This is a genomic window from Tannerella forsythia (genome assembly GCF_001006485.1).
GTDB classification, from domain to species: Bacteria; Bacteroidota; Bacteroidia; order Bacteroidales; family Tannerellaceae; genus Tannerella; species Tannerella forsythia.
Window position 1 is genome coordinate 152804 of sequence record NZ_JUET01000058.1, and the last position, 19495, is coordinate 172298.

At 51.1% G+C, this 19495-nt stretch carries 15 protein-coding genes; 5 read left to right on the forward strand and 10 right to left on the reverse strand.

Going from position 1 to position 19495, the window contains the following annotated elements; genetic code table 11:
* Positions 1-11: 11 nt before the first annotated feature.
* Both Tanf_RS03685 and Tanf_RS03690 read left to right on the forward strand, forming a co-directional pair.
* On the forward strand, positions 12-1109 hold the full coding sequence (locus Tanf_RS03685) for a hypothetical protein (RefSeq protein WP_140230692.1): 1098 nt from the start codon (positions 12-14) through the stop codon (positions 1107-1109).
* A 67-nt stretch (positions 1110-1176) separates the two neighbouring features.
* The gene (locus Tanf_RS03690) at positions 1177-1638 is read left to right on the forward strand and encodes a methylglyoxal synthase (RefSeq protein WP_041591207.1); all 462 of its coding nucleotides are present in this window, start codon (positions 1177-1179) and stop codon (positions 1636-1638) included.
* Between the two features lie 12 nt (positions 1639-1650).
* Here the strand turns inward: Tanf_RS03690 and Tanf_RS03695 are convergent, their stop codons facing one another.
* Positions 1651-2475, reverse strand: coding sequence for a tetratricopeptide repeat protein (locus tag Tanf_RS03695; protein ID WP_046825095.1), 825 nt, complete (start codon positions 2473-2475; stop codon positions 1651-1653).
* Positions 2476-2671: 196 nt separating this feature from the next.
* Between Tanf_RS03695 and Tanf_RS03700 the strand changes: the two genes are divergently transcribed.
* Entirely contained in the window at positions 2672-3262 is a 591-nt protein-coding gene (locus Tanf_RS03700; RefSeq protein WP_046824950.1) for a 30S ribosomal protein S16, read from the forward strand.
* A 116-nt stretch (positions 3263-3378) separates the two neighbouring features.
* On the opposite strand, the gene trxA is transcribed toward Tanf_RS03700, so the two are convergent.
* On the reverse strand, positions 3379-3798 hold the full coding sequence (gene trxA, locus Tanf_RS03705; RefSeq protein ID WP_231964139.1) for a thioredoxin: 420 nt from the start codon (positions 3796-3798) through the stop codon (positions 3379-3381).
* Between the two features lie 153 nt (positions 3799-3951).
* Between trxA and Tanf_RS03710 the strand changes: the two genes are divergently transcribed.
* Positions 3952-5151: a THUMP-like domain-containing protein gene (locus Tanf_RS03710; RefSeq protein WP_041590777.1), complete on the forward strand. Its 1200-nt coding sequence runs from the start codon at positions 3952-3954 to the stop codon at positions 5149-5151.
* On the opposite strand, the gene Tanf_RS03715 is transcribed toward Tanf_RS03710, so the two are convergent.
* From Tanf_RS03715 to Tanf_RS03750, 8 genes are all read right to left on the reverse strand, one after another.
* Positions 5135-7048 carry a RecQ family ATP-dependent DNA helicase gene (locus Tanf_RS03715; protein ID WP_014225068.1) on the reverse strand — a complete coding sequence of 638 codons (1914 nt, stop codon included), beginning with the start codon at positions 7046-7048 and terminating at the stop codon, positions 5135-5137. The two genes, Tanf_RS03710 and Tanf_RS03715, sit on opposite strands and share 17 nt — an antisense overlap.
* A 6-nt stretch (positions 7049-7054) precedes the next feature.
* Positions 7055-8779, reverse strand: a complete 1725-nt coding sequence (recJ, locus tag Tanf_RS03720) for a single-stranded-DNA-specific exonuclease RecJ (RefSeq protein ID WP_014225069.1) — start codon at positions 8777-8779, stop codon at positions 7055-7057.
* A gap of 230 nt (positions 8780-9009) precedes the next feature.
* Positions 9010-9498 carry a DUF456 domain-containing protein gene (locus Tanf_RS03725; protein ID WP_014225071.1) on the reverse strand — a complete coding sequence of 163 codons (489 nt, stop codon included), beginning with the start codon at positions 9496-9498 and terminating at the stop codon, positions 9010-9012.
* Between the two features lie 51 nt (positions 9499-9549).
* Positions 9550-10527, reverse strand: coding sequence for a methionyl-tRNA formyltransferase (gene fmt / locus Tanf_RS03730; RefSeq protein ID WP_014225072.1), 978 nt, complete (start codon positions 10525-10527; stop codon positions 9550-9552).
* A gap of 494 nt (positions 10528-11021) precedes the next feature.
* Positions 11022-13082 (reverse strand): molecular chaperone HtpG, encoded by a 2061-nt coding sequence (gene htpG / locus Tanf_RS03735; RefSeq protein ID WP_046824951.1) that lies wholly within the window; start codon positions 13080-13082, stop codon positions 11022-11024.
* Positions 13083-13201: 119 nt separating this feature from the next.
* Positions 13202-15766 (reverse strand): ATP-dependent Clp protease ATP-binding subunit, encoded by a 2565-nt coding sequence (locus tag Tanf_RS03740; RefSeq protein WP_046824952.1) that lies wholly within the window; start codon positions 15764-15766, stop codon positions 13202-13204.
* A 146-nt stretch (positions 15767-15912) separates the two neighbouring features.
* Entirely contained in the window at positions 15913-17184 is a 1272-nt protein-coding gene (locus Tanf_RS03745) for a hemolysin family protein (protein ID WP_046824953.1), read from the reverse strand.
* A complete protein-coding gene (locus Tanf_RS03750; protein WP_014225078.1) occupies positions 17175-18383 on the reverse strand; it encodes an L-serine ammonia-lyase in 1209 nt (402 codons plus the stop codon). The genes Tanf_RS03745 and Tanf_RS03750 overlap by 10 nt, the downstream gene beginning before the upstream one ends.
* A gap of 78 nt (positions 18384-18461) precedes the next feature.
* On the opposite strand from Tanf_RS03750, the gene pheS reads away from it, so the two are divergent.
* On the forward strand, positions 18462-19484 hold the full coding sequence (gene pheS, locus Tanf_RS03755) for a phenylalanine--tRNA ligase subunit alpha (protein ID WP_046824954.1): 1023 nt from the start codon (positions 18462-18464) through the stop codon (positions 19482-19484).
* The last annotated feature ends 11 nt before the right edge of the window (positions 19485-19495 follow it).

Consider the following 19495-nt stretch of genomic DNA (forward strand, 5'->3'; position numbering starts at 1 on the left):
ACAGACATCCCGTGAAAAAGTTATTCTTCTTATCCGCCATATTAGGTTGTGTACAATGGGTTATAGCGCAAGACACCGGTCATTTTCCGTCTTTCGATCGTGTCGAAGATATATGCTATTGCGCCGTGCAGTTTCTACATCCCCGTCAGGTTGTTAAAAACAGCAACAATTACGAGGTTTTATTGGCGTTGCGCCGCCCAATGACACTTGAGCAGCTTGCTGCCACCGGTATCTCACACAGCGAAAACCAAATCCTGCTCTTACAGTCGCAACGTCTGATCGAGCGCGATGGCAACATGTACCGGACGATAATCCCCATACTCGACAGTCTGCATACAAGCGCCTTACGAACCGATTCATACGAGACCGGAAAAATACTTGTCCCCGAAATTGTCGACGACTGCCGCAATCTGGTCGAGCACCTTTCGTCTGAAGGCATGCCCCATCATGCATTCAGCATCCTTTTCTCTTACGTCCTCGACGGAAAAATCTGGAAAGTCATGGAAAAAAAAGAGATGGTAACCGGACGCAACAAAGAGAGTCACGAATCGTGGGAGGGCAATTACTGGATACTGTACAACAAGCGAAAAGCCCTGCAATGCGGAACAAATACAATGAGCGTGGGCGGAAAGTATTCGGTCAAAATCAATTGGTCGGACGGCCTGATTCGTTTGGCACACCCTCTTTTCAACTCGAAGAACCTAAATAATTTTCTGAAAGAAATCGATGCAAACGATAAGGTTTCCGAACCTTCCGCATTCTCATTTTTTACGGAAATCGGAGTGATCCGTCCGGATGGTTCCATCAACATCCCGATTATTGAAGACTCCGATGCAAACCGCATTCATGCCTTTGCCGAGACGATTAGCAACAAACTTACGGAAGCGTTGCAAACAAAGGTCGACATCGAAGCTATCACACATAAATACGGCTTTGCCGACACGCATGAAGCCATGGTTATTTTCTATCACGAAGTCATGTGGGATATCCTCAGCGAATTGGTGGAACGCGGTGTTGTACATCAACCGGCCGTCTTTGCTTCTCCTCAAACCGCCAAGCTGTCCGATGTGCGCGATTTATGCTTCCTGCTCCGTGAGAATCACGAGTAGCGCGCTTCGCCACAACGGAAAAATCACTACATTTGTCGCGTACGAATACATAAAAACTGACGATATGATGAAAAAGAAATTAACGATCGCACTCGTAGCACACGATAACCGCAAGGTCGACATGATCGACTGGGCTGTCTTCAATGCCGATTTTCTGGCTGCACACAACCTCGTTTGCACCGGCACGACCGGCACGCTGATTCGCGACGCCTTCGAACGGCGGGGCATCGAATACAGCAATATCCGCTGCATGCACTCGGGCCCGATGGGAGGAGATACCGAAATTGCCGCCATGGTGGTACGCAAGGAGATCAATCTGGCCGTTTTCCTGATCGACGACCTCAATCCGCAACCGCACGAAGCCGACATCCAGATGCTCCTGCGCCAGTGCCGCGTTCACAACGTACCCATTGCGTGCAACCGTTACAGCGCCGACCTGATGATTACCAGCAGCCTTTGGGACGATGACGCGTATGAGCCGATGGAACCGAAATATGCTCCGTTTAACCGCGAGAACTATCCCGTATAAAGCGGGATATCGCTAAAAAGTCATTTTGATCAGTTCGTCGATAACGGCCTTGTCATAACCCAGCTCGAGCGCTTTTTTGAAATCGATCGCGGCCGACTCTTTCTCAAATTGCGCGAGTTTAATTTTTCCGCGCAAGACGTACAGATGTGCCGGCACGTCGTTCGTCTCGGCAAAGATCTTGTTAAGGTCGGCCATGGCGCGTGCATTTTTTTTCATCAGAAAATACAGCTCGGCACGTTCCTCGTAATACTGCAGAGGAGTTCTCGACTTTTCGATCAGGTAGCTGAAGACGGCTTCGCTGTCTTCATAATTACCACGTGCCTTATCAAGCAAGGCAAACCCGAAACGCCCTTGCTCCGACTCTTTGTCGATCGACATGATCTTCTCGAAATCTTCGTCGGCCAGCATATAATCCTTCATCTCTATATATAACATCCCGCGGCGGTAATACGCGTCGAGATCGAGTGGATCGAGCAGCAGCAACGCCTGATAATCGCTCAGCGCCTTTTCCGTCTCACCCATCTCGATATAAAGCTCCGCACGGTTCGAAAGAATCAGCTTGTTCTTCGGTTGCAGGCTGAGCGCAGCCGTATACGACACGAGCGCCTCATCCGTTTTGCCTTGCTGCCGCTGGATCGTTCCCAGATTCGAGAGCAGGGCGAAGTTGTTCTTATTGGCCGGTTCGGCATGCATGGCGGCTTTCAGCGCCTCTTCGGCTGCCGGCAAATCGCCTCTGTCCGCATATTCGTAACTCTTGCGAATCATCTCTTCATACGTCTGCGCCCGCAACGTTCCCACCATGAGCAGCAGTCCGAGCACGATGCTCCATGTTTTCATCTTCATACCTGTTATCTCCGTTTTATCGTCGCAAAGCTACAACAATGGGACGTAAATTCGTGTTAAACGCCCGTTATATTATAAATGATCAACCGAAAAGCCTTGATTTTTCTGTAGGGAGAAGCGGCGGTATAAAAAAAATGCGTATCTTTGCTGCTCAATTTTCACGAACAAAGTTTTATTTAATTATTCAAACATGGCAACAAAAATTAGATTGCAAAGATTCGGTCGTAAAAGCTACGCCTTTTATCAGATCGTTATTGCAGACAGCAGGGCTCCACGAGATGGAAAGTTTATTGAAAGGATCGGTTCTTATAATCCGAACACCAATCCTGCCACAATAGATTTGAATTTCGATAGAGCTTTGTATTGGTTACAGACAGGTGCGCAACCGACCGACACGGCGCGTATGATCCTCTCGCGCGAGGGGGTGTGCATGAAAAAGCATTTGCTCGACGGTGTAAAGAAAGGCGCATTCGACGAGGCAAAGGCTGAGGAGAAATTCCAGTCGTGGCTGACGGAGAAGAAACTCACTTTGCAGAAAGTGAAAGATGCCGAACGCGAAAAGTCGAAAGCCGTAGTGAAAGCGCGTCTGGATGCGGAGAAAGAAGTGAACAAGGCAAAAGCGGAAGCTGTAGCAAAGAAAAAAGCGGAGTTGGCTGCCGCCGCCGAGGCTAAAGCCAAAGAGGAAGCTGCTGCCGCCGCTGCGGAAGAGGCTGTAGCTGCCGCACCGGCCGAAGAAGCTCCTGAGACGCCTCAGACCGAAGAAGCTCCGAAAGCCGAATAAATCCGTTTAGCACAGAAAATAAGAAAGAGGACATTTTTCATTTGAAAATGCCCTCTTTTTTGATGGTTCGCCTGTCGAAATGCGACCTTTTCCCCACCACTTCGCTTTGGGCTGACTCAATTCTTCTTCTCTAATAGAAACTCATCGATATATTTTGCCAGTGTCTCTTTCGGTTGCAATCCCATACTGGCTTGCGGTTTACCCTGCATCGGGACGAATAACAGCGTTGGAAGACTGTTGATCCCGAAAGCCGACGCCAATTCCTGCTCCTTGACGACATCCACTTTGTAAATCACAATGTCATCTTTGTACTCGGCTGCCAGTTCCTTCAATATCGGCGCAACACGTCTGCACGGCCCGCACCAGTCGGCATAAAAGTCGATGATACACGGTTTGTCCCCTTCATACTTCCACTCCGAAGCATTCTTTTCGTAGTTAAACACCTTCGCCAGAAAATCGGCTTTATTCAACACAATCACTTCGCCCGCTGCCGATGCGTTGCCGGAACGTGCCGTAGCATAAAATGCAAAAAACATCAGCGAAAGGATCATCGAATATTTCATTTTATTCATACCTGTAATTTTTAATGTTTATCCTCTATTTTATTTCAGTGCAAAGATAAATGACAATTCATCAAGTTTCAATGCACTGTGACGAATAAAAAGTGTTTTTTGTTTATTTTTGCACTTGTGGAACTGACAGAAACGATGCGAAGATTTATTCGCGAACATGCGGCAGACGATGTGCAGCGATTATTACTTTCGGCAGCTCAATACCCTTCGATCGATGTGCCTCATGCCGTCACGCAGATCGAAGCGCGACGCGTCCTGAAAGATAAGATGCCGGTCTGGCATGCCTGTGACGAGTTGATTTTCCCTTCCAAGCTGGCAGCCGAGCAATGTTCGTCTGCACGAACGGCACAATACAAACTCCGGCTGCTCGAAGATGAACGGCATCTTTGCGACCTGACGGGAGGATTGGGGGTAGACAGTTACTTCTTTGCGAAGCAGGTGAAACAGGTATGCTATGTAGAGCGTGACAAGGCCTGTTTCGACGCGGCGATACGAAACTTCTCCGTCCTTTCCGCAAAGAATATCGAAGGACGCAACGAAGAAGCCGCACACGCCTTGTCGGAGCTTACGGCAACGGACGTCTTTTATATCGATCCGGCACGGCGCGGCACGGGCAACCGAAGAATGTTCGCCCTGTCCGACTGTGAGCCCGATATCGTACAGCTTCTACCGGCGATGCTGCGCAAGGCTCCGAAGGTGATTGCCAAACTTTCACCGATGCTCGACTTGAGTCATACGCTGGCACTGCTGCCCCAAACGACCGATGTGCACGTCGTGTCGGTCAAGAACGAATGCAAGGAACTGCTGTTCGTACTGCGACGGGGAAACGCGGCAAAGATACCCCGTATACATTGTATAAATATCATGACAGATTCTTCGGAACAGGCTTTTTGTTTTACTCCGGCCGAAGAACAGGCTACTCCCGTCTTACCGGCAAAGTCGGCAGGAGCTTACCTGTACGAACCGAATGCTTCGATCCTGAAAGCCGGCGCCTACAAACAAACGGCTCTGCGTACGGGCGTCCGTAAACTGCATGTAAACAGCCATCTTTATACATCGGACGAGGAGGTATTCGATTTTCCGGGGCGCAGCTTCCGGATCGAAGAAGTGCTCCCTTTCAGTGGGAAAATATGCCGGACCATCGCGCGGAATATTCCGCAAGCCAATCTGACGGTGCGTAATTTCCCGCTGTCGGTCGAAGAATTGCGCAAGCGAACAAAGATCACGGATGGCGGAGAAATCTATCTTTTCGCCACGACGCTCGCCGACAATCAAAAAGTGCTTATCCGTTGTACGAAGCTCAGTCAGTTCCCTTAACAAACGAAATGTATTCGTCCTTCAAGTGAAATTGGTCGTCATGATCGAGCAGGAAGCGTAAAGCTTGCATGTTTTTTTCCTGTTCCAGCGGCAAGAGACGGGCCAGTTCGAGGACGCTTCCGGGCTTTTCGCCCAGCATCTCGATCAAGGCTCGACGAATCATATTGAACTCCCACTGTGTCAGCCCAGATTGCGTTTTTCTCAGGCAGATATCGCATCCCTTGCAATCTTCAGCATCTTTCTCCCCGAAATAATGAAGCAGTAAACGGGTGCGGCAATGATGCTTCTCATTCAGATAACCGATCACCCGATCGATACGCTCCCGATCGCGTTTTTTACGCTCCTCGTAAGCAAAGGCAGGGATATGCAGATGCACAATCTCTTCACGAGTGCGTGTAAACGTAATCTGCGGCACCTTTTTTCGAGGGACATAACGGATGATACCGGCTTTCGAGAGTGCGACAAGGCAATGATATACATGCTCCGCGGTCGTATGGGCACGGGTAGCGATGAATGTTTCGTCGATAAAAACATAATCCGCAAAGAGTCCGGTATAAGAACGCAGGACGGCACGCACCACGTTGTCCGTAAGCTCATCTTGACGCAACGCCTGATAAAGTTCTTCGCGGGTAATGAGAAAGATCATACGCGAGGCGTTATCGGGCTCTTCGACATATTCAATATAACCGGCCAGCTCGAGGATTTTCAGGGCATGATGGACTTGCGTAAGAGAGAATTTATAGACAGTACAAAATTCGGCAATCGAAAAATCATGTGTAGTAAAAAGTCCGAACCCCGAAGCAATCTGGAAATAATATCCCAATGACTCGTAGACACGCGCAATCACTTCTTTGTCGGGATACTCGTCGGTAATGCGTTTGTTCAGTTTCGTTATATCGGACGAAGCGCAGAGCACCACGGCATAGGCACGCTGTTCGTCGCGTCCGGCACGTCCGGCCTCCTGAAAATATTCTTCGAGCGATCCCGGCATATCGATATGCACGACCAGACGGACATCAGGCTTATCGATTCCCATCCCGAAAGCGTTCGTCGCAACCATCACGCGGCACTGATTATTCTTCCACGCGTTTTGACGCTCGGTCTTCACCTCGCGTTTCAGTCCGGCATGAAAGAACTGCGCCGATATACCCTCCTGCCGAAGAAACGCGGCCAACTCCTGCGTGCGTTTCCTGTTACGCACATAAACGATGGCTGACCCCGGCACTTTATCAAGCATATAGAGCAGCGTCTGCAACTTGTCTTCACATGAACGGACAACGTATGACAGGTTTTTGCGTACGAAGCTCTTGCGGAACACATTCTTTTTGCGAAAACAAAGTTTCTCCTGGATATCCTCGATCACTTCGGGAGTAGCCGTAGCTGTGAGCGCCAGCACGGGAACCTCGGGGAACAGCTCCCGTACGGAAGCAATGTTCAGGTAAGAAGGCCGGAAATCATATCCCCATTGCGAGATACAATGGCTCTCATCTACGGCCAGCAGGCAGACATTCATGGCACGCAGTTTGCTTCTGAACATCTCGGAGGCTAACCGCTCGGGCGAAACGTACAGGAACTTGTAATCTCCGAAGATACAGTTACCGAGATGCGTACCGATCTCTTCGCGCGTCATGCCGGTATAGACGGCGGTCGCTTTGATTCCCCGCTGACGGAGGTTATCCACCTGATCCTTCATCAGCGCAATCAGCGGGGTGACGACTAAACAGAGCCCCTCCATACCAAGTGCGGGCACTTGAAAAGTCAGCGATTTACCGCCTCCGGTAGGCATCAGCCCGAGTGTATCCTTACCGGCACAGACCGAATGAATGATCTCTTCCTGTAAGGGGCGAAACGAGGTATACCCCCAATACTGCTTTAATATCTCATGGTGGCGATCCATGAGCAATCACAACTCCGAGGGTCGAATATCTTTTACCATTAACTGGATGGTCGTATTCCCGTTGTACGTATTCTCCTCGATGGTATAGCACAAGTCGAACGGGTTCATTGCTTTGACATAGTTGGCATGCGTACTCATCCCGAATGCGATGGCGTGAAGCGGCCCTCCTCCTTTCCCGTCGATGATTTCCAGTTTCAGGTGTTCGAGTTCCTTCCCGACACAGCGGCTCGTTCCGTAGTCCTGCACACGCAGGGAGCAGAAGACGGGCTTTTCGTTATCCGGACCTAAAGGGTTCATCTTCTTCAGCTCGTTCACGAAACGGGGCGTGATATGTTTCAGGTCGATGACGGCATCGATGTCGATTTGCGGAGTCATCTGTTCGGGCACGATATCTTCGGCCGCCAGCTTCATGAAACGGTTCGTAAACGCCTCCAGATTCTCTTCGCGCAGTGAAAGTCCCGCGGCATAAGTATGCCCTCCGAAGCTCTCCAGCAGATCGCGGCATCCCTCGATGGCTTTATAGATATCGAATCCGACGATGGAGCGTGCTGAGCCGGTTATCAGTTCCGACGACTTCGTCAGCACAACCGACGGACGATAATACTTCTCCGTCAGACGCGAGGCGACGATTCCGATTACCCCCTTGTGCCAGTCGGGGTTATACACTACGATGCCTTTCTGAGTTTCGATGTCCTGAATTTCTTCGATGATCGCATTGGCTTCATCGGTAATCTTCTTGTCGAGTTCGCGCCGGTCGTCGTTATACTGGTCAATGCTTTCGCTTCGTTCGTTCGCCTCGTTCATATCTTTCGAGAGCAGCAATTCGACGGCCTCGCGTCCGTTCATCATCCGTCCCGAGGCATTGATGCGTGGTCCGATCTTAAAGACGATGTCGCTGATCGTTATCTCCTTGCCGGCCAGTCCGCAGACGTTGATGATGCCTCTCAGTCCGAAGCTCGGGTTGTTGTTGAGCTGGCGCAACCCGTAGTAAGCGAGGATGCGATTTTCGCCCGTGATCGGTACGATATCGGACGCGATACTGACGGCCGTCAGTTCGAGTAAATTTTCGAGCTGTGTGAAAGGGATATCGTTGCTCTGGGCAAACGCCTGCATGAATTTGAATCCCACGCCACATCCCGAGAGATGTTCGTAGGGATACTGCGAGTCGGTACGTTTGGCATCGAGCACAGCCACGGCGGCCGGCAGTTCGTCGTCGGGCATGTGATGGTCGCAAATGATGAAATCGATGCCCCGCTCATTGGCGTAGGCCACCTTGTCGATGGCTTTGATACCACAGTCGAGCGTAATGATCAGCGAGATGCCGTTTTCGACGGCATAGTCGATGCTTTTGTACGAAACACCATAGCCCTCGTCGTACCGATCGGGAATATAAAAATCGATTGTCGACGAGTAGGGTCTCAAAAACTTGTAGACGAGCGATACAGCCGTTGTACCGTCTACATCATAATCCCCATAAATCAGAATCTTCTCTTTGTTTCCTAACGCTTTGTTGAGCCGTTTCACGGCCTTGAACATGTCGGGCATCAGAAACGGGTCATGCAAATCGTTCAGGTTCGGTTTAAAGAATTTCCGCACTTCACGGGCAGAGGCGATGCCGCGTTGCACGAGCAACAGGCAGAGGGTGGGACTAAGTCCCAGCTCGGCAGCTAACTCGTCGCGTTTGCGTAAATCTTCTTCTGTATGGGGTCGAATACTCCATCTGTTTGTCATTATATATTGTTTTTATTTTTTTCAAGCATGCAGTAACAGAATGAACGATGATCGCTACATAGTGCGACAGGTTCAGAAAATTACTATTGGCTGTAAAAATACAACGAATAAATGACATAACATGGTCATCGCCGAAAAAATAAAACGGCGCACATTTGTTTTTTGAAAAAAAAAGATTTGTTTCTCTTTTTTGCAGTCGATCGAAAAAGAAAACGAACGTGCAAAAGAAATCAGAAAAACGCTGCAATAAAGCAATAGATAAACCATCCGCAGACACCGATCTTACATATCGTACCGAGCAGAAAACCGACAAATGCGCCGAATCCGGATTTTACAGCCTCTCTGATATGGCGTCGTCCCAACAACAGTTCACCCGCTATCGCCCCGACGAAAGGGCCGATCAAAATGCCCCACGGAGGAAAGAAGAAAACACCCGCTAACGTACCTACAACACATCCCCAATTGCCCCATCGGCTTCCATTCCATTTTTTCACGCCCCAGATCGGCAGTAAATAGTCGAAAGCTATGGTGAGCAATACCAGCATAAACCAGACAATCAGCTGTGTGGTGGTAAATTCTACGCGTTCGGTAAAGTGCAGCAGAAGCAATCCTCCGTACGAGAGTGGTGGTCCGGGCAACACGGGGAGTAGACTGCCAATCAGTCCTCCCAACAAGCAAACGGCTCCGAGGATGATTAACACAATCTCTAATACCATCATAATCTTTTGTATTGAAGGGTTGGACGAAACAACGACAGATTTGTCAACGGCCTATTCCACCCTCGTGTCCGAAAGTGCGATTCCGTTCAGAAAATCGCTCGCCGCCATCCGTTTTTTGCCGGCTAACTGTACTTCTTTGACGCGGATAAACCCGTCTTCGGCGGCAATATCGAGGTGTTTTTTACTGTCGGTACGGATCGTTCCGGCTGCGAGCCGATGGTTTTCCATCCTCTTCTCGGTCGCAAACAGTTTCAGTACGGAGCGACGGCCGTCAGGCAAGACGAGCTCAGTCCATGCTGCGGGATAGGGGGAGAGGCCGCGAACAAAGTCATACACCTTAGCCACAGGCTGCTTCCAATTTATGCGACACGTATCTTTAAAAATCTTCGGGGCGGGGCGCAGCTCTTCTTCGTCGGTACAAAGCGTCTCCTGCGGTCTGGTTTCGATCGTGCCGCCGGCTTCGATCAGCAGATCAACCGTTTCAATCACCAACTGTGCTCCGGCGTCCATAAGCGCATCGTGCAGGCGTCCGGCATCGTCGGTTTCGGCCACGGGCAGTCGGCGACGACGGATGATGTGTCCGGTATCGATCTCGTGCTTAAGGAAGAAAGTCGTCACTCCCGTTTCCTTCTCGCCGTTGATAATCGCCCAGTTGATGGGTGCCGCTCCGCGATATTGCGGCAAGAGTGAGGCATGCAGGTTGAACGTGCCCCGGGGCGGCATCGCCCAAACCGCCTCGGGCAGCATCCGGAAGGCGACGACGATCTGCAAGTCGGCCCGCAGAGCACGCAACTCGCGGATGAACCGCTCGTCTTTGAGGTTTTCGGGCTGCAAGACAGGAAACCCCTGCGAAAGGGCATATTGCTTGACGGCCGAAGCCTGAAGCACACTGCCATGGCGTCCTACCGGTTTATCGGGCATGGTGACGACTCCCACAACGCGGTAGCCGCCCTCGACAAGGGCACGCAGACTGGCTACAGCAAACTCGGGCGTACCCATAAATACTATTCTCAGGTCGTTTTTTTCCATACGTTTTCTTTTTATCCGACGACGCAAATGTACGCGATAATTTTTAATCGCAGATTCCGCAATAGAAGAAATAAGAATGGAGGGGGGGGGAGGGGTTTAGGTGTTGAATTGTTTGCTGAACGCTGACTAACTGAATGCTGAACGCTGACGATTATGTCAGGCCTTCAGCCCTCTGAACAAGGTATGGGCATTACGAACGCCGCCTTTGTCATTCCGAACACCGTGAGGAATCTCGCCCCGGAAAAGGAGAGAGATTCATCGCTTCGCTCTGAATGACAAATGTCAGAACGCGAATTTCGCAAATGTTGTTCCGGCGGGCGAACACAAGGTTCGCCCGCTACGCGGCATTTCGTTCGGTAGCCTAATACCGTTCCGTCCGGTAGCCTAATGTCGATTCATTCGACAGCCTGCTCCATCAAAAAAAGGGGGCTTCCCTGTCCGGTTTCGCCCCCCTCTCTTCTTCCTGATCTGTCGGACGGTTCACTTCTTCCGGATTACCGAATCAGATCGACACTTCGGCGGATGAAGCGGCTCAACGCTTCCCCTTTGAGCAATCCGTTGCCGAGCAGGGCAAGGTCGATCAGTTGGCCGATGATCGGATTGCCGGCGGCATATTCGGCCAGAATGGCATTCTGTTGTCCGCGTAACTCGGTAAGTTTCCGGTTCGTATTCGTCAAGTCCTCTTTTTCGGAAGCCGTAATTTCGTCCTCTTTCTTTTTGTTTTGCGCTTCACGCAAGTCGCTTTGTCGGGCTTCCCATCCCTTGATATCGTTCCGAACAGGCTGTAACTTTTCGGCACATGCCTTTTCTTCGTCGGCCAGTACGGACTGAATCAGGGCATGATCGGTGTTGAGTACGAGGTTGTAACTGTCGGGCATCTCTCCGTAGAACGACATGCCGGGCTGCATAGCCGACATTTCGCGCATCCGTCGCATGTATTCGCTTTGCGTAAGCATCACCGGGTTAGCGCTCTGACCTAAGGCCTCGAACGAGACGGTAAATTCAACCTTGTCGATCCCGGGCAACTGGCTTGTGAAGATTTCCTGCAACGCCTCCTTCTGGCGGTCGTCGAGGTGAACCGTGTTGCCGTCGGTTTTACGGATCAGGCGGTCGATCGTATCACTGTCGACGCGCACGAATCTCGTTTTCTCGAGCTTCTGTTCCAACTGACTGATGGCATGCACATCCAACTGTCCGTCCATAACCAGCACGCTGTAACCTTTATCTTTAGCTGCCTGAATGTAGCTGTACTGATCGTTCGGATTCGTGGTGTAGAGATACGTCAGGAAGCCTTCCTTATCAGTCTGGTTTTCCTTGATCAACTGCTGATATTCGTCGTGCGTATAATATTGGTCGTCTACGTCTTTGTACAATGCGAATTTGGCGGCGCGTTCGTAGAATTTCTCGTCGCTGAGCATGCCGTACTGGATAAAGAGCTTGAGGCTGTCCCATTTCTCTTCGTACTGCGGACGGTCGTTCTTGAAGATTTCTTCGAGACGGTCGGCCACTTTCTTGGTGATATGCGCCGATATCTTCTTCACGTTCTGGTCGCTTTGCAGGTACGAACGCGAGACGTTGAGCGGGATATCGGGCGAGTCGAGCACGCCGTGAAGCAGGGTCAGGAACTCGGGCACGATGCCTTCGACCGAGTCGGTGACAAACACCTGATTGCAATATAGCTGAATTTTGTTTCGATGCAGGTCGATGTTGCTTTTGATGCGCGGGAAATAGAGGATTCCCGTCAGATTGAACGGATAATCCACATTCAGGTGAATCCAGAAGAGCGGTTCGTCGCTCATCGGATAAAGCTCCCGGTAAAACGTCCGGTAATCTTCCTCTTTCAATTCTGAGGGTTTGCGTATCCATGCCGGCTGAGTTTCGTTGACGACTTGATCCTCGTCCGTGTCGACGTATTGACCGTCTTTCCATTCCTGCTTCTTTCCGAAGACGATGGGGACGGGCAGATAACGGCAATATTTGTTCAGCAGCGAGGTGATCTTGCTCTTCTCGAGAAATTCCTTGTTTTCGTCGTCGACAAATAAGATAATGTCTGTGCCGCGATCGTCTTTTGTCGTTTCCGTCATCTGATATTCGGGCGATCCTTCGCAGCTCCACTTCATCGCGACAGCGCCGTCTTTATACGACTTGGTAACGATCTCGACCTTCTTGGCTACCATGAACGACGAATAGAATCCCAGTCCGAAGTGTCCGATGATGGCAGACGCATTGTTCTGATACTTCTGCACGAACTCTTCGGCGCCGGAAAACGCGATCTGGTTGATGTACCGTTCGATCTCTTCGGCCGTCATGCCGATTCCGCGGTCGGAGACGATGAGCTTGCCGTCTTCGATACGGATGCGCACGGACAAGTCGCCCAGTTCGCCTTTGAAATCGCCGACCGACGATAAGGTCTTCAGCTTTTGTGTCGCGTCGATTGCGTTAGACACCAGCTCGCGGAGAAAAATCTCATGGTCGCTGTACAAAAATTTCTTGATAACGGGAAAGATGTTTTCGCTTGTAACACCGATATTTCCCTTGGTTTCGTGATTTGCCATATTGTTTATTTTCGTTTTTTTATTGTTTTCTCTATAGTCTCTTGTCCGGACAAAAAAAATGCCAGACCCTTCATGTCCGACATTTTGTCTGTCTACTTATACGCAACGCCGATCGTGCTTCACGCCTTTTTGATTTCGTGTGTCATTTTGTCGGTTGCCTGATCATACCCGATTACGATCGTATCACCCGGCGTCACATCTTCCTGCAGAAGGATGCCGGCCATCTCGTCTTCGATATATTTCTGGATCGAGCGTTTCAGTGGCCGTGCACCGAACTGGACATCATAGCCTTTCGAGGTGATGTATTCCTTCGCTTCGTCCGTAATTTCCAGACGGTAGCCGAGCTCGTCGATCCGTCGATAGACTTCTTTCAGTTCGATGTCAATAATCCGGTGAATCGAGGTTTTGTCCAGCGGATCGAACATGACAATATCGTCGATACGGTTCAGAAATTCGGGTGCGAACGACTTTTCCAGCGCTTTACGAATCACGCCGCGCGAATAATCTTTGTCCATCAGCCCCTGTCGCTGCGGATGGAAGCCGATGCCCCGTCCGAAGTCTTTTAACTGGCGCGTCCCGATATTGGATGTCATGATCAGAATCGTATTTTTGAAGTCAATGCGGCGTCCGAGGCTGTCGGTCAGCCGTCCCTCGTCGAGCACCTGAAGCAAGAGGTTGAACACGTCGGGGTGCGCTTTCTCGATCTCGTCGAGCAGCACAACGGAATAGGGTTTGCGACGCACCTTTTCGGTCAGCTGTCCGCCTTCTTCATAGCCGACGTATCCCGGAGGTGCTCCGATAAGACGCGAGACGGCGAACTTTTCAAGGTACTCGCTCATGTCGATTCGGATCAGCGCATCGGGTGTGTCGAACAGGAACTCGGCCAGTTTTTTGGCCAGATGCGTTTTGCCTACTCCCGTAGGTCCTAAGAACATGAAGGTGCCGATGGGTTTGTTCGGGTCTTTCAGTCCGACGCGGTTACGCTGAATGGCTTTAACGATCTTTTCTACGGCTTCATCTTGCCCGATGATCTTTTCCTTGAGCAGTGCCCCCATGTCACGCAGTCGTATGTTTTCCGTCTGTGCAATACGTTGCACGGGTACTCCCGACATCATCGCCACCACCTCCGCCACTTGCTCGGCATCGACCGTCTCGCGATGTTCCTGCATCTCTTCTTCCCATTTATGCTTGGCCGCTTCCAGTTCGATGATGTATTGCCGTTCGGTATCGCGATGGCTTGCCGCCAGCTCAAAATTCTGCGATTTCACAGCCGCTAGTTTGTCATTTCGGGTCGCTTCGATCTTCGCTTCCAGCTCTTCGATATGCCGGGGTACGACAATGGTCGAGATATGCACGCGTGATCCGGCCTCGTCCAGTGCATCGATGGCCTTGTCGGGGAGATTGCGGTCGCTGATGTAGCGTTCCGTCAGTTTGACACATGCTTCAAGCGCCGCATCGGTATAGATCATATGATGATGTTCTTCATACCGTTCCTTGATATTTTTGAGAATCTGCAAGGTTTCTTCGGGGGTGGTCGGGTCGACGAGCACCTTCTGGAAACGGCGTTCCAATGCTCCGTCCTTCTCGATGTTCTTCCGATACTCATCGAGTGTCGTAGCGCCGATACATTGCAGCTCACCCCGTGCCAGTGCAGGCTTAAGCATATTGGCGGCATCCATTGAGCCCGAAGCCGAACCGGCCCCGACAAGCGTGTGGATTTCGTCGATGAACAGGATAATATTCGGATTTTTTGTCAGCTCGTTCAAAACAGCCTTGATACGTTCTTCGAACTGCCCACGATACTTCGTTCCGGCCACGATGGAGGCCATGTCGAGGCTGATCACTCTTTTATCGAACAGGATGCGCGACACCTTGCGCTGAACGATACGCTGTGCCAGCCCTTCGACAATCGCCGATTTCCCGACGCCCGGCTCGCCGATCAGCACGGGATTGTTCTTCTTCCGACGGCTCAGAATCTGTGCCAGCCGTTCAATCTCCTTCTCGCGTCCAACGATCGGGTCCAACTTCCCTTCGGCAGCCGCCCGCGTCATGTCCGAGCCGAAATTATCGAGCACCGGCGTATCGTTCGACACTTTCTGCGAAGTGCCGGCTGCGCCGCGCACCATGCCTCCCGGTGTCGACTGCCCCGAGGAAGACGAAGAATACGACGATGAAAAGGCATCGTCTTCTTCCTCATCATCGTCGGTAAACCCGTCGCGAACTTCTTCGATCTCCGCGATATCGATATCGGATTCACCGCTCACGCGACCGTAGACGGCGTGATAATCAATACCCGTTCGTCCCAAAATCTGTGCCGCCGTATTAAACTCCTCTTTCAGGAGTGCCAGCAGCAGGTGTTCGGTTCGCGTACGTTCGCTTTTAAAGATCCGGGCTTCGAGCATGCTCATGCGCAATACACGTTCGGTACTTTTGCTGATGGTAATATCATTGAGTGGCATTTCGCCCGTTTCATACGTATTTCGTATTTCGTGTTCGATCTCTTTTTTGATCTGTGTCAAGTCCGCATTCATCTCCTGAAGAATGGTTACGGCGTTCCCATTGCCTTCGCGCAGCAGGCCCAGCATCAAATGCTCCGGACCAATGTAGCTGTTCTGTAAACGAGCAGCCTCTTCGCGACTGTATTCAATCACGTCGATCACTTTTTTTGAATAATTGTTCTTCATACTTCTCATGCTTCGTCTGTGCAAAGTTAGTAATATCTCCCAATATGTCATACAAATTTTATGCCAAAACTCAACTCGGCCTCCAACAGGGTGAAGCCAGCTGGGCGAAAAAAATTTTTTTCGTTCGGAAGAAGAAGAGATTCCTGCTATGCATGCTTACGCACAAGCACCTTGTCGATGCGGGCACGATCCATATCGACAATCTCAAAGTCGAAACACTGCCAACTGAACGTCTCGCCCGTTTTGGGAACATGCTCGAGCAGCTCAAGAATCAACCCGCTGAGGGTATTGTAGTCATAGTCGGCATAGAGGTCGGCCATGTCAAAGTATTCGAGGAAGTTATAGAACGAATACTGCCCGTCCACGAGCCATCCGTTACCTCCGGTACGTTCTCTGATTTCAGGTTCTTCGTCGACGTCGGGTAGCTCGCCGATCAGCGCTTCGACGATATCCTTAAGGGTAACAATTCCCTGAATGCCGCCGAACTCATCAGTAACCAAACCATACTTAACCCGCGCACCTTTAAACTGTTCGAGTGTGTTATAGACGCTCTGGTTTTCGGGCACGAAGTGAGCGGGACGCAACACCTCCGAGAGCGAAAAGCCGGGCCGATCAATCTTCCCGAACAAGTCTTTGAGGAACACCACCCCGATAATGTTGTCAAATTTTCCGGCAGCTACGGGATAGACATTAAAGAGATGGTCTTTCACGGTCTGACGGATCGTATCGAGAGGCTCTTCGGTATTGAGCCAGATAAGTTCGCTGCGATGGGTCATGATCGAACCGACGTCACGGTCGCCCAACGTAAATACGCGCTCTACGATGTCTTGCTCCACATCCTGCACCTCGCCGCTGTCGAACCCCTCACGAACGATGGCTTTTATCTCATCTTCGGTCACTTTGTTTTCTTCGGGGCGATTCAGGCCGAAAAGGATCATCAGTCCGCGTGTGCTTTTGGAGAGCATCCATACAACGGGCGATGCGATCTTCGACAGCATATTCATCGGTCGGGCAACGAGCTTGGCCGCCTGTTCGGCAAAGTTCATACCGATACGTTTGGGCAGCAACTCGCCCAATACCAGCGTGAGGTATGTCACAAGTACGACAATCGTCAGTTTTGAGATCGCCAACGCATACGGTGCAAGCACCGGCATGCTTTTCAGCACCCTTGCCAGGTCGGCAGCAAAGGCCTCACCCGAAAAAAGCCCCGTTAAAATGCCGACGAGCGTAATACCGATCTGAATGGTCGACAGAAACTTATCCGGGTTATGCGCCAATTCGAGAGCCGTCTGAGCCGACTTTTTTCCTTTACGAGCCTCCGATTCAAGACGCGCCTTACGCGCCGAAACGAGTGCGATTTCGGCCAGAGAGAGGCAACCGTTCAGTAAAATAAGTCCCAAAATGACGACTATTTCCATGGTGACAAAGGGCTGCTTTTTGCCAGCCCGCCTTCGGCCGTTTCTTTATACAGGCTGGGAATATCGTGTCCCGTTTCTTTCATTACCTCGACCACACGATCGTAGCTGACACGATGGTTGCCGTCGGAATAGATCGCATAAACGTTCGCATCGAGCGCCCGGGCCGCCGCTACCGCATTGCGCTCGATACAAGGCACCTGTACTAACCCGCATACGGGATCGCACGTCAGTCCCAGATGATGCTCCAGCGCCATCTCAGCCGCGTATTCGATCTGCCCCGGCGTACCGCCGAAGAGCTGACAGGCTGCAGCTGCAGCCATGGCACAAGCCACACCTACCTCTCCCTGACAGCCGACTTCGGCGCCCGAAATCGAGGCTTTCTCCTTGGCGATGTTACCGAATAACCCGGCTGTAGCTAACGCTCTCAATATCCGTATCTCACGAAAATCGTGCGCCTTGTAAAGATGATACAGCACCGCCGGCAAGACTCCGCTCGACCCGCAGGTGGGGGCCGTTACGATGCGTCCGCCCGAAGCGTTCTCTTCGGAGGTGGCCAGCGCATACGCATAGATGTTGCCACGCGAATTGAGACTCCCGGTATAGCCCTTGGCCTTGACGTAATAGGTGGCAGCCTTGCGACGCACCCCGATACCACCGGGCAAAACTCCCTCGTTATTGAGACCGCGATCTATCGCTTCGCACATCACATGCCAGACCTCCTTCAGGTAATCCCAGATTTTCGGGCCTTCACACCGCTCGACATATTCCCAAAAGGAGCAGCCGTCAGTCCTGCACAATTCAAGAATCTCTGCAATCGCCGTCAACGGATAGATGTCGTTCTCCATATGCTTCGTCTCCTCATTCGCCAATGCCCCGCCTCCGACACTGTAAATCGTCCAGCAATCTTTTACCTCCCCCTCCGAAAGAGCTTCAAACAGCATCCCGTTCGGATGAAAAGGCAAAAAGACCTCGGGTCTCCAGATTATTTCGGTGGGTGCAACCGGTTCCAACACCTCGAGGATCGCCCGATCGGTCATGTGCCCACGACCGGTCGCTGCCAGGCTGCCATACAGCGTTACTCGAAAATACGATACTCCTGAAGTGCGTTCCAGAAACAGACGGGCTGCCTTCTGAGGCCCCATGGTATGACTGCTTGAAGGTCCGTTTCCTATTTTATAGAGTTCTCTTAACGATTTCATATTTCTCTTTCGCGGCGCAAAGATATAAATTTATTTTTTACCTTTGTCGGCTGAAAAATAATCAGTACGCACGATAAGATGATTGAAAAAATTAAGGCGCTGATGCAGGAAGTAGAACGCCTGAAAGCTGATAATGCCGAAGAGTTGGAAGCGTTACGTATCCGATACTTGAGTAAGAGAGGAGAGATTAACGCCTTGATGAACGATTTCCGAAATGTGGCAGCCGACCGGAAACGCGAGGTCGGACAGTCCTTGAATGAACTGAAAGAAATGGCCCAACAGAAAATCAATCAATTGAGAGAACGGTTTGAACAGACAGCCGAGAACTCCGACTTCTATGATATGACGCGCACGGCCTATCCGATTCCGCTCGGTACACGCCATCCGCTCTCGATTGTGCGCAAAGAAATATGTGATATCTTTGCACGACTGGGATTTACCATTGCCGAAGGGCCGGAAGTGGAAGATGATTGGCATGTCTTCTCGTCGCTCAACTTTGCCGAAGATCATCCGGCACGCGACATGCAGGACACCTTCTTTATCGGACATGCGCCCGATGTATTGCTGCGCACGCATACCTCGTCGGTACAGACAAGGGTTATGGAAAAAACACAGCCGCCCGTGCGTATCATCTGCCCCGGACGCGTTTACCGCAACGAGGCGATCTCGGCGCGCGCCCACTGCTTTTTCCATCAGATCGAAGGACTGTATGTAGACCGCGACGTCTCATTCGCCGACCTGAAACAGGTCTTGCTTTTCTTTGCGAAAGAGATGTTTGGAGCCGATACGCAGATCCGCCTGCGGCCGTCTTATTTCCCGTTCACAGAGCCGAGCGCCGAGATGGATATCACATGTCACATCTGTGGCGGCCAGGGTTGTAACATCTGTAAACATACCGGATGGGTAGAGATTCTCGGTTGCGGAATGGTAGACCCGAATGTGCTCGATCTGTGCGGTATCGACAGCCGCACTTACTCCGGATATGCCTTGGGTATGGGAGTCGAACGAATCACCATGCTCAAATACCGGATCAACGACATCCGCCTGTTTTTTGAAAACGACCTTCGGTTCCTGCGTCAGTTTGAGGCGGTTCATTATTAGAAGAGTCTCGC

Bases quoted from the DNA above. Each gene is read 5' to 3' on its own strand.
- Tanf_RS03690 (WP_041591207.1), top strand. From the start codon at position 1,177: ATGAAAAAGAAATTAACGATCGCACTCGTAGCACACGATAACCGCAAG.
- Tanf_RS03695 (WP_046825095.1), bottom strand. From the start codon at position 2,475: ATGAAAACATGGAGCATCGTGCTCGGACTGCTGCTCATGGTGGGAACG.
- Tanf_RS03700 (WP_046824950.1), top strand. From the start codon at position 2,672: ATGGCAACAAAAATTAGATTGCAAAGATTCGGTCGTAAAAGCTACGCC.
- trxA (WP_231964139.1), bottom strand. From the start codon at position 3,798: ATGTTTTTTGCATTTTATGCTACGGCACGTTCCGGCAACGCATCGGCA.
- Tanf_RS03715 (WP_014225068.1), bottom strand. From the start codon at position 7,048: ATGGATCGCCACCATGAGATATTAAAGCAGTATTGGGGGTATACCTCG.
- recJ (WP_014225069.1), bottom strand. From the start codon at position 8,779: ATGACAAACAGATGGAGTATTCGACCCCATACAGAAGAAGATTTACGC.
- Tanf_RS03725 (WP_014225071.1), bottom strand. From the start codon at position 9,498: ATGATGGTATTAGAGATTGTGTTAATCATCCTCGGAGCCGTTTGCTTG.
- fmt (WP_014225072.1), bottom strand. From the start codon at position 10,527: ATGGAAAAAAACGACCTGAGAATAGTATTTATGGGTACGCCCGAGTTT.
- htpG (WP_046824951.1), bottom strand. From the start codon at position 13,082: ATGGCAAATCACGAAACCAAGGGAAATATCGGTGTTACAAGCGAAAAC.
- Tanf_RS03740 (WP_046824952.1), bottom strand. From the start codon at position 15,766: ATGAAGAACAATTATTCAAAAAAAGTGATCGACGTGATTGAATACAGT.
- Tanf_RS03745 (WP_046824953.1), bottom strand. From the start codon at position 17,184: ATGGAAATAGTCGTCATTTTGGGACTTATTTTACTGAACGGTTGCCTC.
- Tanf_RS03750 (WP_014225078.1), bottom strand. From the start codon at position 18,383: ATGAAATCGTTAAGAGAACTCTATAAAATAGGAAACGGACCTTCAAGC.
- pheS (WP_046824954.1), top strand. From the start codon at position 18,462: ATGATTGAAAAAATTAAGGCGCTGATGCAGGAAGTAGAACGCCTGAAA.